The sequence below is a fragment of the Niabella ginsenosidivorans genome, from assembly GCF_001654455.1.
Taxonomy (GTDB): Bacteria; Bacteroidota; Bacteroidia; order Chitinophagales; family Chitinophagaceae; genus Niabella; species Niabella ginsenosidivorans.
The window spans coordinates 3,657,522-3,672,121 of the sequence record NZ_CP015772.1; the positions used below are offsets into that span (position 1 = coordinate 3,657,522).

General features: G+C 44.9%; 15 protein-coding genes. 11 read left to right on the top strand and 4 right to left on the bottom strand.

Going from position 1 to position 14,600, the window contains the following annotated elements:
* Window positions 1–11: 11 nt before the first annotated feature.
* Window positions 12–401: a DUF1573 domain-containing protein gene (locus A8C56_RS15385; RefSeq protein WP_067762117.1), complete on the bottom strand. Its 390-nt coding sequence runs from the start codon at window positions 399–401 to the stop codon at window positions 12–14.
* 131 nt (window positions 402–532) lie between these two features.
* Between A8C56_RS15385 and A8C56_RS15390 the strand changes: the two genes are divergently transcribed.
* From A8C56_RS15390 to A8C56_RS15405, 4 genes are all read left to right on the top strand, one after another.
* Window positions 533–2,920 carry an alpha-ketoacid dehydrogenase subunit alpha/beta gene (locus A8C56_RS15390; protein WP_067757847.1) on the top strand — a complete coding sequence of 796 codons (2,388 nt, stop codon included), beginning with the start codon at window positions 533–535 and terminating at the stop codon, window positions 2,918–2,920.
* A 134-nt stretch (window positions 2,921–3,054) separates the two neighbouring features.
* A complete protein-coding gene (locus tag A8C56_RS15395; RefSeq protein WP_179946943.1) occupies window positions 3,055–3,393 on the top strand; it encodes an L-rhamnose mutarotase in 339 nt (112 codons plus the stop codon).
* A gap of 138 nt (window positions 3,394–3,531) precedes the next feature.
* Window positions 3,532–4,026 carry a hypothetical protein gene (locus A8C56_RS15400; RefSeq protein ID WP_067757850.1) on the top strand — a complete coding sequence of 165 codons (495 nt, stop codon included), beginning with the start codon at window positions 3,532–3,534 and terminating at the stop codon, window positions 4,024–4,026.
* Between the two features lie 161 nt (window positions 4,027–4,187).
* Window positions 4,188–4,754, top strand: coding sequence for a cupin domain-containing protein (locus A8C56_RS15405; RefSeq protein ID WP_084490234.1), 567 nt, complete (start codon window positions 4,188–4,190; stop codon window positions 4,752–4,754).
* On the opposite strand, the gene pyrF is transcribed toward A8C56_RS15405, so the two are convergent.
* Both pyrF and manA read right to left on the bottom strand, forming a co-directional pair.
* Window positions 4,745–5,545 carry an orotidine-5'-phosphate decarboxylase gene (gene pyrF / locus A8C56_RS15410; protein WP_067757853.1) on the bottom strand — a complete coding sequence of 267 codons (801 nt, stop codon included), beginning with the start codon at window positions 5,543–5,545 and terminating at the stop codon, window positions 4,745–4,747. The two genes, A8C56_RS15405 and pyrF, sit on opposite strands and share 10 nt — an antisense overlap.
* 19 nt (window positions 5,546–5,564) lie before the next feature.
* Window positions 5,565–6,776 (bottom strand): mannose-6-phosphate isomerase, class I, encoded by a 1,212-nt coding sequence (gene manA / locus A8C56_RS15415; protein ID WP_067757857.1) that lies wholly within the window; start codon window positions 6,774–6,776, stop codon window positions 5,565–5,567.
* A 40-nt stretch (window positions 6,777–6,816) separates the two neighbouring features.
* Between manA and A8C56_RS15420 the strand changes: the two genes are divergently transcribed.
* The 5 genes from A8C56_RS15420 to A8C56_RS15440 all read left to right on the top strand — a co-directional run bounded on the left by A8C56_RS15420 (window position 6,817) and on the right by A8C56_RS15440 (window position 10,747).
* Window positions 6,817–7,173, top strand: coding sequence for a YraN family protein (locus A8C56_RS15420; protein WP_067757860.1), 357 nt, complete (start codon window positions 6,817–6,819; stop codon window positions 7,171–7,173).
* Window positions 7,174–7,333: 160 nt separating this feature from the next.
* The gene (locus tag A8C56_RS15425; RefSeq protein ID WP_067757863.1) at window positions 7,334–8,014 is read left to right on the top strand and encodes a hypothetical protein; all 681 of its coding nucleotides are present in this window, start codon (window positions 7,334–7,336) and stop codon (window positions 8,012–8,014) included.
* A gap of 53 nt (window positions 8,015–8,067) precedes the next feature.
* The gene (gene xerD, locus A8C56_RS15430) at window positions 8,068–8,976 is read left to right on the top strand and encodes a site-specific tyrosine recombinase XerD (protein ID WP_067757867.1); all 909 of its coding nucleotides are present in this window, start codon (window positions 8,068–8,070) and stop codon (window positions 8,974–8,976) included.
* 40 nt (window positions 8,977–9,016) lie between these two features.
* Window positions 9,017–9,847 (top strand): DUF2911 domain-containing protein, encoded by an 831-nt coding sequence (locus A8C56_RS15435; RefSeq protein ID WP_067757870.1) that lies wholly within the window; start codon window positions 9,017–9,019, stop codon window positions 9,845–9,847.
* Window positions 9,848–9,865: 18 nt separating this feature from the next.
* Window positions 9,866–10,747 carry a DUF6263 family protein gene (locus A8C56_RS15440; protein WP_067757873.1) on the top strand — a complete coding sequence of 294 codons (882 nt, stop codon included), beginning with the start codon at window positions 9,866–9,868 and terminating at the stop codon, window positions 10,745–10,747.
* Window positions 10,748–10,962: 215 nt separating this feature from the next.
* Here A8C56_RS15440 and A8C56_RS15445 read toward each other — a convergent pair whose 3' ends face one another.
* The gene (locus A8C56_RS15445) at window positions 10,963–13,101 is read right to left on the bottom strand and encodes a S9 family peptidase (protein ID WP_067757876.1); all 2,139 of its coding nucleotides are present in this window, start codon (window positions 13,099–13,101) and stop codon (window positions 10,963–10,965) included.
* A gap of 134 nt (window positions 13,102–13,235) precedes the next feature.
* On the opposite strand from A8C56_RS15445, the gene A8C56_RS15450 reads away from it, so the two are divergent.
* The gene (locus A8C56_RS15450; RefSeq protein ID WP_067757878.1) at window positions 13,236–13,733 is read left to right on the top strand and encodes a hypothetical protein; all 498 of its coding nucleotides are present in this window, start codon (window positions 13,236–13,238) and stop codon (window positions 13,731–13,733) included.
* A gap of 107 nt (window positions 13,734–13,840) precedes the next feature.
* On the top strand, window positions 13,841–14,530 hold the full coding sequence (locus A8C56_RS15455) for a carboxypeptidase-like regulatory domain-containing protein (protein ID WP_245645519.1): 690 nt from the start codon (window positions 13,841–13,843) through the stop codon (window positions 14,528–14,530).
* The last annotated feature ends 70 nt before the right edge of the window (window positions 14,531–14,600 follow it).

Sequence of the window (14,600 nt, forward strand, 5' to 3'; positions counted from 1 at the left end):
AAACTAAACTCTTAAATTATTTCTCCGGTAAAATAAACCGTTTTGGGTTGTGCGCCTTTTACTTTAATGGTCACATCTTTTTTAAAAGTGCTGCCCACAGCGGCAGTAGCATCATATCCCACTTTTATTTTTCCAACTTTACCTGGCATAATGGGGGCAGAAGGTTTTTCAGCCACTGTGCAGCCACAACCCACCATTACATTTTCCACAATAACCGGTTTTTTGCTGATATTGGTAAATTCCATGTAAAAGGTAGTCCCTTTTTTAAATTTCAGCCGGCCAAGATTATACTCTTCCTTTGCCATTTTAATCACCTCATCGGCAGGCACTCCATCCTGCGCATAAGTAGTAACCGCAAATCCCAGAAAAAACAAAACTGCCAAAAGGTAAAACTTCTTCATAATCATTAATTATTTTTGAGAAACTAAAATAAAAAACAAAAGTACAGAATAGATGATTGGTGTTTTAAAAAAGTTGCATGGCAGTTTACTAACTAACGAGAGTTAGCATCCAAATCCCTATTTTTGCCGATATGGAGAATCGTACTTCCAGCCCTGCTGCACATTCAGACATGTTATCTTTTGAGAATTTTAAAGATGGCGTGCTGCACGATTATTACCTGGCTTGTTTAAGCCGGGAAACCAGTCTTTTAGGACGGCGGGAAGTGCTGACAGGAAAAGCCAAATTCGGGATTTTTGGCGATGGAAAAGAAGTGGCACAACTGGCAATGGCCAAATTTTTCCGGCCAGGTGACTGGCGGAGCGGATATTATCGTGACCAGACCTTAATGTTTGCAATCGGAGTAGCCACCCCGCAGCAATATTTTGCCCAGTTGTATGCAGATCCTGATCCGGAAAATGAGCCCTTTAGCGTGGGCCGCCAGATGAACAGTCATTACACCTCAAGAAACGTAGATGAAGAAGGAAACTGGCTTCCCCTGGCCCGGATAAAAAATACGGCCACTGATATGGCTCCCACAGCGTCCCAGATGCCCCGCTCTTTCGGACTGGCCTATGCTTCCAAAAGTTTTCGTTTAATTCCGGAACTGCACCCGTTCAAAGATCTGTCCGATAACGGCAATGAGGTTTGCTTCTGCACCATTGGCGATGCCTCCACCAGCGAAGGGCATTTCTGGGAAATTATAAACGCAGCCGGTGTGGCACAGGTGCCCCTGGTCATCTTTGTATGGGACGATGGATATGGCATTTCTGTTCCCAAAGAACTGCAAACCACCAAAGGCTCTATTTCTTTAGCTTTAAAAGGTTTTGAAAAAGAAGAAGGCACTAACGGCTTCTATATTGCCAAAGTAAAGGGCTGGGATTATATGGGTATGATCGAAGCCTTTGAGGAAGGCATCAGCCTTGCCCGTGAAACCCACACCCCGGTTATTTTTCATGTAGATGAGCTGACGCAGCCCCAGGGGCACAGCACTTCCGGCAGCCATGAGCGCTATAAATCAACAGACCGGCTGGAGTGGGAACGGGAGCGGGACTGCATCAGAAAGTTTAAAGAATGGATATTAAAAAACGGACTTTCGGAAGAGCATGTGCTTGAAAAAATAGAAGCAGATGCCAGAAGAAATGTAAAAGAAAGCCGTGACCGTGCCTGGAAAGATTACCTGAAGCCTGTTAAAGAGCAGGTAGAGCGTACCCGCAACATACTGGAACAACTGGTACAGGAGCTTCCTGAAAAGGCACAGGAACTGAAGAAACTGCTGCCGGACCTGGTAACCAACCGGGAACCCTTAAGAAAAAATATTTTACAGACCCTGTACAAAGCCATCCTTATTGGGGGAGAAAAAGCAGGCATTGCCCAAAGCTATTATGACCAGCTATGTAAAGAGAATGCGGTTATTTATAATTCCCATCTCTTTGATGAAGGTCCCAAAAGCGCTTTAAAAGTAAAACCCGTTGCACCTGTTGTTACAGACAAATCGCCATTGATCAACGGTTATGAAATACTGAATCATTATTTTGACCAGTTATTTGCAAACAATCCCAAGGTGCTGGCCTTTGGTGAAGACCTGGGACTGATCGGCGACGTAAACCAGGGATTTGCCGGGTTGCAAAAAAAATACGGTCCCGAGCGGATCGCAGATACGGGCATCCATGAACTTAGTATTATAGGCAGGGGCATAGGCCTGGCTTTGCGCGGATTGAGGCCCATTGCAGAAATCCAGTACCTCGATTACCTGGTATACGGGCTGCAGCCTTTAACAGACGATGTGGCTTCTTTGCAATACCGTACCGGCGGGCAGCAGTTCTGCCCGATTATTGTACGCAGCCGTGGCCATCGACTGGAAGGCATCTGGCACAGCGGATCTCCGATGGGAATGATCATTAATTCATTAAGAGGTATACATATTTGCGTGCCCAGGAATATGGTGCAGGCGGCAGCCATGTATAATACCTTATTGCAGAGCAATGACCCAGGGCTGGTGATCGAAAGCCTGAACGGCTACCGGCTGAAAGAACGGCTGCCGGAAAATCTGGGTGAGATGACCGTTGCTTTTGGTGTTCCGGAAGTTTTACAGGAGGGAACAGACATCACTATTGTAAGTTATGGCTCTACCCTGCGCATCATACAGGAATCCATAAAAATGGTGGCATCACTGGGCATCAGTTGTGAGCTGATAGATGTACAGACTTTACTGCCATTCGATATTCATCACCGCATACTGGAATCGCTCAAAAAAACCAACCGTATTGTGTTTATAGATGAGGATGTACCCGGCGGAGCTGCTGCATTTATGTTTAACAAGGTAATGGAAGAACAAGGTGGTTATCGCTACCTGGATGTTGCCCCCAGAACCATTACCGCTAAAGAGCACCGGCCGGGCTATGGCAGTGACGGTGATTATTTCAGTAAACCCAATGCAGAAGAGATTGCTGCGGTATTAATTGAAATGATGAAGGAATAAGGAGACCGGAGATTCCAAGTGATCAGTGATCAGTTCCGGTAGCTGCGGGGATCAATATTGAGATGAACGATCGGCCCTAAACTGTCATTAGTCAATCCCCGAACCGGCAACCAGCCACACTAAACAGATTCAACATGGAACAACTGAAAAGATATTGTCTGGCACTGGATCTGAAAAATGATCCGGCTTTAATAGCCGAATACGAAGCGCATCACAAAGCGGTCTGGCCCGAAATAAAAAAAAGCATCCTTGATGCAGGTATCCGGCATATGGAAATTTTCCGCGTGGAGAACCGCCTGTTTATGATCATGGAAACAGAGGCTGGTTTTTCTTTTGAAAAAAAAGCAGCTGAAGATGCACAAAATCCAAAAGTTCAGGAATGGGAAACCTTAATGTGGAAGTACCAGCAACCGCTGCCCACTGCCCGGCCCGGTGAAAAATGGATGCTGATGCAATCCATTTTCCGGCTGTAACAGCAATTCTGACCAATTCGCCAGTTAGTCCGTTTGTATTTTTTTAACAACAGACAATAAACCAAATACGGCAAACCGGCGTCTATTCATCAACTTTGGCATTTCAATTGCATAAAGTATAAAAAGAAAAATATAATTATGAAAAGAATTTTACAATTCGCTGTTCTCCTTTTAATTGTTTCTGTAACAGGTGTGGCTTGTTCCAACAGCAATAAAAGCACTACTACTGTGCCCCGTGCAGATTTTAAAGGAAACTGGGTGGTAACCAACACAAGTGTTGAAGGCACTGATACAAAAGACCTGAAAGTTCAGGCCTTTGATGATGTAGACCTGGCCTGCTTTACAGGCAGTGAATGGGTGTTGCCTAATAATGGGTATGGCACTTATACGATCAATAGCCAGGACTGTTCAGGCGGACCGCGCCAGATCTTATGGTCTACAAGAAATAACAATGGCGTCACCCATTTTAATTTTAAAAGAGTGGATGGTTTGAAGAAGAACCAGTCAAAAAATGTTGAACAGGGCTATTCACTGGAAGTTATTTCTGCAGATAATAATCATTTTGTAGCGCAATCGCCAATATCCTTTGAAGGAAAAACGATTTACATCGTTTATAATTTTGAAAGAAAATAACCATTGACCTATATAATAGCAGGAAACCGTTTCACCTTTGTTTGAAACGGTTTTTTAACCGGATAACTTTTATCTTTACAAGGTCATTCTAAACATTGTATTTGTGCACGATCACAAAATATTCTTAACCTTGCTATCTTCTGACTGGCATTTAAATAATTATGTCAAAAAAAAATAAACAAGCCGAATGGGTGCCCTGGAATCTTAGAAGAACCAATCCGGATATCTTTTATTTTAAGGAAGAGGAGCATATACCCAACAGTCGTCTGCCGGTTTTAATTTACAGGGGCGTTTTTCATATGGACGATGATTGCTGTGAAAAATGGCTGATCGAAAAATTTATTACCAACAAATGGATCTATAACCAGGACCATACGGTTTTTGAATACGATCACTATTATACCAATACCCACCTGGTATTAGGCGTTTGCCTGGGCGAAGGGCAGCTGCAAATAGGCGGTAAGCTGGGCATTACAGCACACGTTGAAAAAGGAGATGTTATTGTAATACCCGCGGGCGTGGCATTACGGCTTGCTTCCACCGGCAATGACTTTAAGCTGGTTGCAGCCTATTCTTTTGAAGGAGTACCCGAGTTAAGAAAAGGTAGCGCAGGTGACCGGCCGGCAGCAGATACCACAATAGCCAGCACACAATTGCCCCTTCTTGATCCGATCCTAGGGCCCGAGGAAGGCCTGTTACACATATGGAATGGAGTGCCTTATAAATAAACAGCCATTTCTTTCTGGTATTCTCCGGCAACCCCTCCTGCTGCCGCTTCAAAATCTTCACCATCTGATGCATAAATGATTGCACGGCTTGCATTAACCAGTAGTCCGCAATCTGCGTTCATAGCCTTTTCAGAAACTTCTTTTAAACTGCCCCCCTGCGCACCCACGCCGGGTACCAGTAAAAAATGATCGGGGATCAGCTCACGGATGTGTGTAAATTCATCTGCCTGCGTTGCTCCCACCACAAACATCAGGTTATGATGGGTTCCCCAGGCTGAAACCTTTTGTATAACTTTTTCATACAGCAGTTCATTCCCGCACTTTTGCAGCTCAAAATCCTGTGCGCCTTTGTTGGATGTAAGGCCTAATACAATGGTCCATTTATCTTTGTATTCCAGGAAAGGTTTTATGCTGTCTTCTCCCATATAAGGCGCTACTGTAATAGCGTCAAAGGGCAGGTTTTCAAAGAAGGCCCTGGCATACTGACGGCTCGTATTGCCAATATCACCCCGTTTTGCATCAGCAATCTTAAAATGCTCATTGCCGATATAGTGAACCGTTTTTTCCATTGCCTCCCATCCTTTTACCCCCAGTGCTTCGTAAAAAGCCGTATTGATCTTATACGATACACAAACAGCTCTTGTAGCGTCAATAATCGCTTTATTAAAGTCAAAGATCGCAGCAGCGTTTCCCCTTAAATGATGTGGCATTTTATAAAGGTCTGTATCCAGTCCAACGCACAGGTAAGACTGCCGCTCTCTGATCAATGCAACTAATTTTTCCCTTTCCATCTTTATTTTTTTAACGTCCTTATTTTACAGGAACCGTAGCATGGAACAGCAGGGCTGCTGTTTCCGCAACCACTTTTACCGTGGCCCCGGCAAATGCCGCCGCAGCAATATTTCCTCTTTCCAGCTCAATACGGGTACCGGCCTCGCTTAAGGCCACCTTTCCGTTTGTGAGCAACAATAATTCTGCAGTGGCAGGATGAATCGTAATTTCCTCCCCTGCTTTCAGCTCATAAGAATTCAACCGGAAATCATTTACAGGAGCCGGGTATTCCTTTTCTTTTTCCCCTTTGGAGGCTTTTATAATCTTCGGATAAGTGGCTTCACACTTTGTGTGCTTTAACAGCTCAACCGTATCAATATGCTTCGATGTTAAGCCTCCCCGCAGCACATTGTCGGAACTGGCCATTATTTCCACGTTATACCCTTCCAGATAAGCATGCGGTACACCGGCATCCTGGAAAATGGCTTCTCCTTTTTTCAGATGCAGCACATTAAAAAAGTAAATGGAAAAAATCCCCCTGTCTATAGAGCCCGGCTGTACAAAGGTTTGCGCCGCCCGTGCAGCCCAGAAATCTTCTGATTTTTTTTCCAGTTGATTTTGCTGGTACAGGGGAATGATACGGTTAATGAGAGGCTGCAACAACTCGTTGACTTCCTCCTGCGGCAGCTCCATGGCCATTTTGTACAGACCTTTGTATCCCTTCTTTTCAAACACGGGAATAAAAACATGCAGCGCTTCCACGGCCTGCAGTGTTGCCAGCAGTTCCTTTTCCGGCTTAAAACCATGCAGCAGGTAAAACTCACTGAGCGCTACCATTAATTCGGGCTTGTGGTTCTTGTCTTTATAATTCCTGTCCGGCGCATCTAATGCAATCCCCTTTTTATTTTCAAGTTCAAAGTCTATTGCCGCCTGCTCTTTTGAAGGGTGCACCTGTATGGATAGCATATCCCTCACATCCAAAACCTTCAGCAGATAAGGCATCCCGTTAAATAATTGCTTAACAGCGCTACCCAGCAGTTCCTCCGGATGTTCCTGAATATAATCGCGCAGCAACACCTCTCTCCCATCGTTCAGCCTGATGGTACATCCGGCTCCCGGGTGCACTCCCATCCAATACTCCGCAAAGGGCTTCATCTGCGGGTTTTCTATTTGCAGTAAGGCTGGGATAAATGAAACACCCCCCCAGTCATAATGTTTTACTTCTCCTTTTAACAGCGCCAGCTTTTGCATATAAAAAAATTCAGATTAACTTGGTGGTAAAGATAACTGAATGGCAACACATAATCAATTAGGAAAGGAAGGAGAAAATATTGCGGCTTCCTACCTGGCACAACGCGGGTATACGATCCTGTTCAAAAACTGGCGTTATTCGCATTATGAGATCGACATTATTGCTACCCGTAAAAACAAGCTCCACTTTATAGAAGTAAAAACCAGGAGCAGCAGCTATTACGGCTACCCGGAGGAAAGCGTTACCAAAAGAAAATTCAAATTCCTTCAGCAGGCAGCAGACGAGTTTTTATACCATAATCCCCAATACAAATGGATCCAGTATGACATCCTGTCCATCATTCATGTAAACAACAAATTACCGGAATTTTTTTTACTGGAAGATGTGTTCCTTTAAACAACGCAACACCAGCATTATACCCGTTTAAAGCAATCAAAAATGCTGCACGGTCGATTTTTACAGTATTATGAAGGCTATAACCACCAAAAGTTATTGCCGCTACCTCTCAAATCTGTAAATTAGCACCTGAAATTTTCCTATTACAAAAAAAGAAATAATGAAACTACAATCAATTTCGCTTGCAACTGTTCTTCTTGCTGCTGCGCTTGCTTCCTGTAAAAATGGCAACAATAAAACTGCTGAGGGCCAGGCTGGATCTTTTTGCAAAGATTCGGCCTGTATGACAGAACCGCTGCGCTTTGGTAGCCCAACCCCCGATAAACCCTTTGTAACGGTTTCCTTTAAAGACTGTAAAATAGATACTATACACTGGGAAAAAGGTAAAAAAGAAGGCGCTACAGATATCATATTCAAGGATTTTATTCCGAATGATGTGCGCCCGAGCAAATCCTATTTCAGCTGTGATGTGGTGGGTGATCAATATGCCTGGCTGAAATTTAATGACTGTTCAACAGGAAGGGGATACCTGATCAAGCTTCCGTTTGACAAGAAGGTAGCAACCAGCAAATATACCAGCGCTATTAATAATTTTGATCCAAAATTCAAAGTAGCAGATGGTTTGGTTTCTTATTTTGACAATACTTTTATTTATGTAGAGGATATCAATACCGGAAAAGTGGCACAAACCTTATTAACAGATACGGGTATTAAAGGGGTTGACTATGATGATATTCACTCCTTTATTGATACAGTCAATATTACAAGAAGCACTATTTATGCAAAATTGCATTACGATGGAAAAGAGATCGTGCACAACGATCCTTTAACCTTTAAATGATCCCTTAACCTTTTAGGGTCCTGCTTTGTTATAACAGAGCAGGATTTTTTTATATGTGGGAACCCTACAAAAAAAGCTTTCAGGCCTATCTGAAGTTGGAAAAATCGCTTTCTGACCATTCTACGGAAGCCTATCTGCATGATATTGATAAACTGACCGAATACCTGGAAAGCCAGTCGATCAGTAAAACGCCGGCTGCTGTAACACTGGACGATCTTCAGTCCTTTCTGGTATGGATTGCTGAGCTGGGCATGCAGCCTACCTCCCAGGCCAGGGTCATATCCGGCATCCGTGCTTTTTACAAGTTCTGCCTGCTGGAAAACATTGTGCAGCAGGATCCTGCCCTGTTACTGGAAGCACCCAGAACCAAACGTGCGCTCCCTGATGTTTTAAGTTTTGAGGAAATCGAAAAGATCCTTTCCTGTATTGACCTGAGCAAACCGGAAGGCACCCGTAATAAAGCCATTATTGAAACCCTGTACGGATGCGGGCTCCGGGTAAGCGAGCTGGTTAACCTGCGCCTTTCCCAATTGTACCTGGATGTTGGCTACATCCGTGTAATAGGAAAAGGCAATAAAGAGCGGCTGACCCCTATAGGAGATGCTGCATCAAAGTACATTAACATATACCTGCGGGAAATACGCAGCCATATAAAAGTAAAACCGGGTAATGAGGACATCGTTTTTTTAAATAAAAGGGGCACATTATTAAGCCGCGTAATGATTTTTCTGATCATTAGGGAACTTGCAGACCGGGCCCAGATCAAAAAAACGATTTCGCCCCACACCTTCCGGCATTCCTTTGCAACACACCTTATTGAAGGCGGCGCCAACCTGCGCGCAGTGCAGGAGATGCTGGGTCATGAAAGCATAACCACTACAGAGATCTATACGCACCTTGACAGGGAATTTCTGCGTAAAACGCTGGATCTGTACCATCCTTTATATAATACTTCCAGATGAGGAATATTATCCTATTTTCGTAACCCAAACACAAACAGATATGAAGCATATCCTGGTAACATTTTTTTTAGCAGGCGCCTTCCTGGCCAGCCGGTCACAGGTAAAAGTGCCGGCGGCAAGTTCCGCCCAAACCGTCAGACAGGATTTCGGTCTGGGCACTTTAGAATGGTCCTACAGCCGGCCTGGTCTTAAAGGCAGAACGCTCTATACAGATGTTGCCCCTGCCGGAAAGCTCTGGCGCACGGGCGCTAACAGTGCCACCACGCTTACTGTAAGCGATACCATAATTATTGGCGGCAAAACGATCGGAGCCGGAAAATATGGATTGCTTACGATCCCCGGCAGGAATTCCTGGACTGTGATCATCACAAAACAAACCAACGTAACCGCAGACCCTACTATATACAAAGAGGCTGAAGATGTAGTGCGTGTTCCTGTAAAACCGGTCACTGTCAATACCTCCACGGAAACATTTACCATTCAGCTGGCAGCCATAACCCCTGCCAGTGCAGAGCTGCAGCTCCTGTGGGGCAATGTAATGGTACCTATCCCTGTAAAGACGGATATAGACAAACGGATAATGGCTTCCATTAATGCTTCTATGCAATCTGCCAAGCCGGCTTATTTTGCAGCAGCCAATTATTATTATGACAATAATAAAGATCTTCAGCAGGCCATTGAATGGTACCGCAAGGCGGCTACAGCACAGCCTGATGCCTACTGGGTGCACTATTATTATGCAAGAGCCCTGGCAAAAGCGGGCAGAACAAAAGAAGCCCGCAGCACTGCTGAAAAATCAAAACAGCTGGCCGCTGAAAATCACAACCCTGATTACGTAAAATTAAACGAGCAATTACTTGCTACTTTGTAAACCCTAAAACACAGAATAATGAAAAAAACAGTTATACTATTAAGTGCCGCAATACTGCTGACCGGCACCTCCCTGTATGCCCAAACTATTACCCTGAAATTTAATCCGGATAACGGAAGTAAATACCAGAATACCACTACCAGCCAGATGAAGATGAACCAGACCGTCATGGGCCAGTCTATGGAAATACAAACAGCAACCCATATGGATCTGCAATATGCTTTTACAGATGCTGCACCAGACAAAAACCTGGAGATTACCTATGACAAAATGAACATGAACATGGAATTAATGGGGCAAAAAATGGAGTTTAACAGTGAAAGCGCTGATTCCGCGAATGCCGGCAATAAAACATTTAAGGCTATCAAAGGCTCAAAGATCAATGTTGTAATAGGAAGCGACGGGTCCGTAAAAAGTGTAAAGGGCACTGATGAGCTTGCAGCTAAAGCCGGTGCCGATAATGCGCAGGCAAAGCAATTGCTGAAACAGCTGTTCTCTGAGGCCGCACTAAAAAGCTCCTTTGAGCAAAGCCTTAAATTTTACCCTAACGATCCTGTAAAACAGGGAAGCACCTGGGCACTGACCACAAAAGTAGAAAGCCCGTATAATATGACCTTTCAGAACAATTATACGCTCAGCCAGATTAACGGCGATCGGAGCACAATCAATGTAGACGGCAAAGTAAGCACAGAAGGCGCCGCTAAATTTGAACAACAGGGCATGAGCATGGAAATAACGCTTGACGGAACCAATACCGGAACCTTAATGGTGAATAATAAGACCGGCATACCTGAAAGTTCAGACCTGGTGCAGCATTTAAAAGGGAAGGTCAATGCAATGGGCCAGGAAATCCCGGTTGAAATTGATATTGAATCCAAAAGCACTATTACCAAACAATAAGTCAGTCTTCAGTTATCAGTTTTTCAGAATGAACGGCCGGAGCCGCTCATTGAGTGCGTTCTGCAGATTTTTATATTCCGGATCAGCAGAGGTAGCCCAATGGAAACTGTTTGAGCCGTGATAGACATGTAGTTCAATAGAGCATCATATAGGAATCAATCCCGTCCCGGTATATGACCGGAAGTGAAGCTGCTATTTTTGATACCGGTTCATTATTATTTTACATCAATCTTATAATCCTTGGGCGGCGTGGCTCCTAAAAGGTGCTCAACAAAATAATCCCAGCGCCTGCGCATTACATATGCCCCATCTGCTCCGTAGCCATGCCGTGCATTAGGAAGCACCAGCAGGTCGAACGTTTTATTGGCTTTGATCAGTGCGTCTGCTACCAGATAGGTATTGTAAGGAGGCACATTATCATCCATTCCGCCGGTCACCAGCAACAATTTCCCCTGCAGGTTGCCGGCATAGATCTGGTTTGCCTGTTTTTCATAATTATCTCCTTCCAGCAAGCCGATATAACGCTCGCCCCAGTCATCTTCATAGCTACGATTATCATGGTTCCCGGATTCGGCTATTCCTGCTTTGAAAAACTCAGGGTACCTGAATAGTGCAGTAACTGTTGCAAAACCACCTCCGGAATGGCCCCAGATGCCCACCCTGTCCAGATCCATAAAAGGGTGTTTTGCCGCCAGTTGCTTTACGCCTGCTACCTGGTCCGGCAGGGTATTTTCTCCCATATGCCCGTAACAGGCATCATGAAAGGCTTTTGATCGGTTCGGGTTACAACTCCCCTCCAAACGCACAACAATAAAACCCAACTCAGCCAGGGCCTGGTAGTCGCCGGCGGCAGGATTGAAGGACCAGTTTCCGACGCTCCCACCCTGCGGGCCGGGGTAAATATAAACGACTACCGGATATTTTTTTGAAGTATCCAGCTGGGCGGGCCTGTACATAAGGCCATACAGATCAAATTGCCCATTGGCCGATCTTACCGAAAACAGCTCAGGCGCTGTCCAGCCCTTTGCCTTTAATTTTCCCAGGTCAACAGCCCCCAGTTCACTGATGGTTTTGCCCTTGCCAGTCTTAAGCTTTACAACCGGGGGTATAGCCGGGGCAGAGTACCTGTCAACAAAATAATTTCCGTCAGGGGAAAAGCTTACCGTATGGGTTCCCGGCTCTGTGGTCAGCGGTACCAGATGCTTTCCATTAAAATCAATTTTATAAAAATGGCTGTAATAGGGGTTTTCACCCGGTTCTTTTCCTTTTGCTTCAAAGATGATCTTTCGTTTAACAGGGTCTGCGCTCAGCAGTTGTGTTACCACAAAATCGCCCTTGGTGATCTGGTTCTTTAACTTACCGGTATTCAGATCATACAAATACAAATGCCCCCAGCCACTGCGCTCAGAGTACCAGATGAACTCATCCGTGCCTGGAAAAAATTGCCAGTTGATCATTCCCTGGCCCGATTCATATTGGGTAGGCACCTCTTCCTTAAAAACGGTACGTACGGCTCCTGTACCGGCGTCGGCCAAGCGGAAAACAGCTGTTTTATGATCGCGGCTTACAGATACAAAAGCCAGTTGCCGGCCATCTGCGCTCCATTGGGCATCTCCCAGTTCCCCGTCAACCGCAATATCATCGCTCAATGTTCCCCGGTGGTCATCAGGAGGCATCTTCAAACGTACCACAGCGGAGGATTCCACATCAATAATCACCCGGTGGATCCTGATCACAGCACTGTCGCCCGGCAGGGGGTATTTCCATTGTTCCAGCTCCGGCGCGCCCACTTTTGTGCGTACGAGGTACATATCCTTTACGTGGCGCTGGTCCTGCTGAAAAGTAGCGATCTTCCTGCTGTCGGGCGACCACAGAACAATCGGGGCGTCAGAATGCTTCCAGCCCGCATTATCTGTAGCATAACCAAAGTTCTCAATACCGTCTGTAGTCAGCTGTTTTTCGATACCCGTAGTAATATCTTTTACCCAAAGGTTCCAGTTTTTTATAAAAACAGCCTTTTTCCCATCCGGTGACACTGCCAATTTTACATCCGCTCTCCGCCGGTTTAAGGGCCGCTTTTCCTCCGGCGCTTTATTTGTCAGGATTTTGTCCGTTTTTTTTGCTAAAGGATCAATGATCACATACTGGTCAGATACGGGATCTTTATACCACAGCCTGCCATCCTCCGACCATTGGGGAGTGATGTTCTGCCTTGCAAATTCTTTTGCCACAGGCCCTGCAGACAGCCTGGTTACCGCCCGGTCGTAATCGGCAGTTGTTAGTGTCTTTTTATTCTGTGCCCCTACAACTATTGTCAGGAATAGAAAGCCGGCTAAAAAGAGGTATCGTTTCATAAACAATCAGTATTAATAAAAAAATAATCCGCCAAAATAGTTGATTTTTTCGGAAATTTGATTAGAATATAAATGTGCTTAATGTGCGTATTCCGCTTGAACGCTTATTTAACGTATATAGCAAAAGGCCACAAATGAAAAAATATTCCGGCGCTGTAAGGGTTTCGCTTTTGCTTTTGACTGTTTTTCTTTTAGGAAGCTGTCAGAAAAGCAAGGATACAACGCCTGTTTATTATAACCTGACCACCGTTTATGAAAACCCGCTTCCTGATCCGGTAACCATCCAGTACCTGAACGGTACCATTGATGCCAAAGGCGATACCACGATCCTCTACGAATTTGACAAGATCACCATTGATCCGAATTCCAGCACCCAGATCATGCAGGCCATCTGCGTGAAAGGCTGCCCGGAGCCTGGCACAATGGTTCCCAATATGGCAAGAATAACCATTGGCAGCCAGCAACGGACGGATGTAGACCGGAAATATATTTTATCTCATGACCCCGATCCTACCATTAATGATACGATCAATATTTTTAATGAAAAACAATGGTCTGTCTCTAAAATGAATTCAGGCGACATGATCAGGATCTATAAATTGACCCAGGATGATTATTTAAGAACAAAGTGAGCATCATAGCTTTAACAAAAGATTGGATGACCGCCTGATCGTGGAACACAAAGCCTTTCTATTTTTAATTTCAGATGTTACGCACCCTGTTCATATGTTCGCTGCTGTTGATTGCCGCAACTGCCCCTGCACAAACAAAAACCTATTTAAGAGGAAATATTTTCTTATATAGCAATGACACCCCTGTTCCCGGTGCTACCATTACCAACCTTACCACCAAACAGACTTCGATTTCCACTTCTGCCGGTACTTATGAAATCCCGGCATCCAATAAGGACATCGTGGTGTTTTCATCAACCGGCCTGAAAAGCGATACGGTTAAAGTGGAGGAGCAGCTTTTAAAAACCGGTTATGATGTAGGCCTGACTGTAGACGGAACAATGCTAAAAAATGTAACGGTGTCCAGCAATTACCAGCTTGATTCTATAAGACGCAGGAATGACTATGCCAGGATCTATGAAAAGCAGCCGGGCCTTACAGGAGGAAATACACCCCAGGCCGGAGCAGGGATTGTGTTAAGCCCTGTCAGCTTTTTTTCAAAAAAGGCCAGAAGGACCCGGCAGCTCAGAAAGCAATTGAACAAACAGGAAGAAGATGCCTATATCGATTATGTCTTTTCTCCCTTGTGGGTGAGCAAGCTGACCGGCTTAACAGGAGATTCGCTGCACCTGTTCCTTTACCAATACCGCCCTACCTATGAACAGGCAAGGGCGCTGGACCGGCCCAGCATGATTGCGTATATTAATGATAAATACAAAGAATTTACCCGCAAAAAAATTAAACGCGGTACGCTGTAAGACCATGAGGGAACGCATACTCTTGCTGATGGACAGGCCAAGCTGTTCCGGGCTGCCTGAAGTAATATAA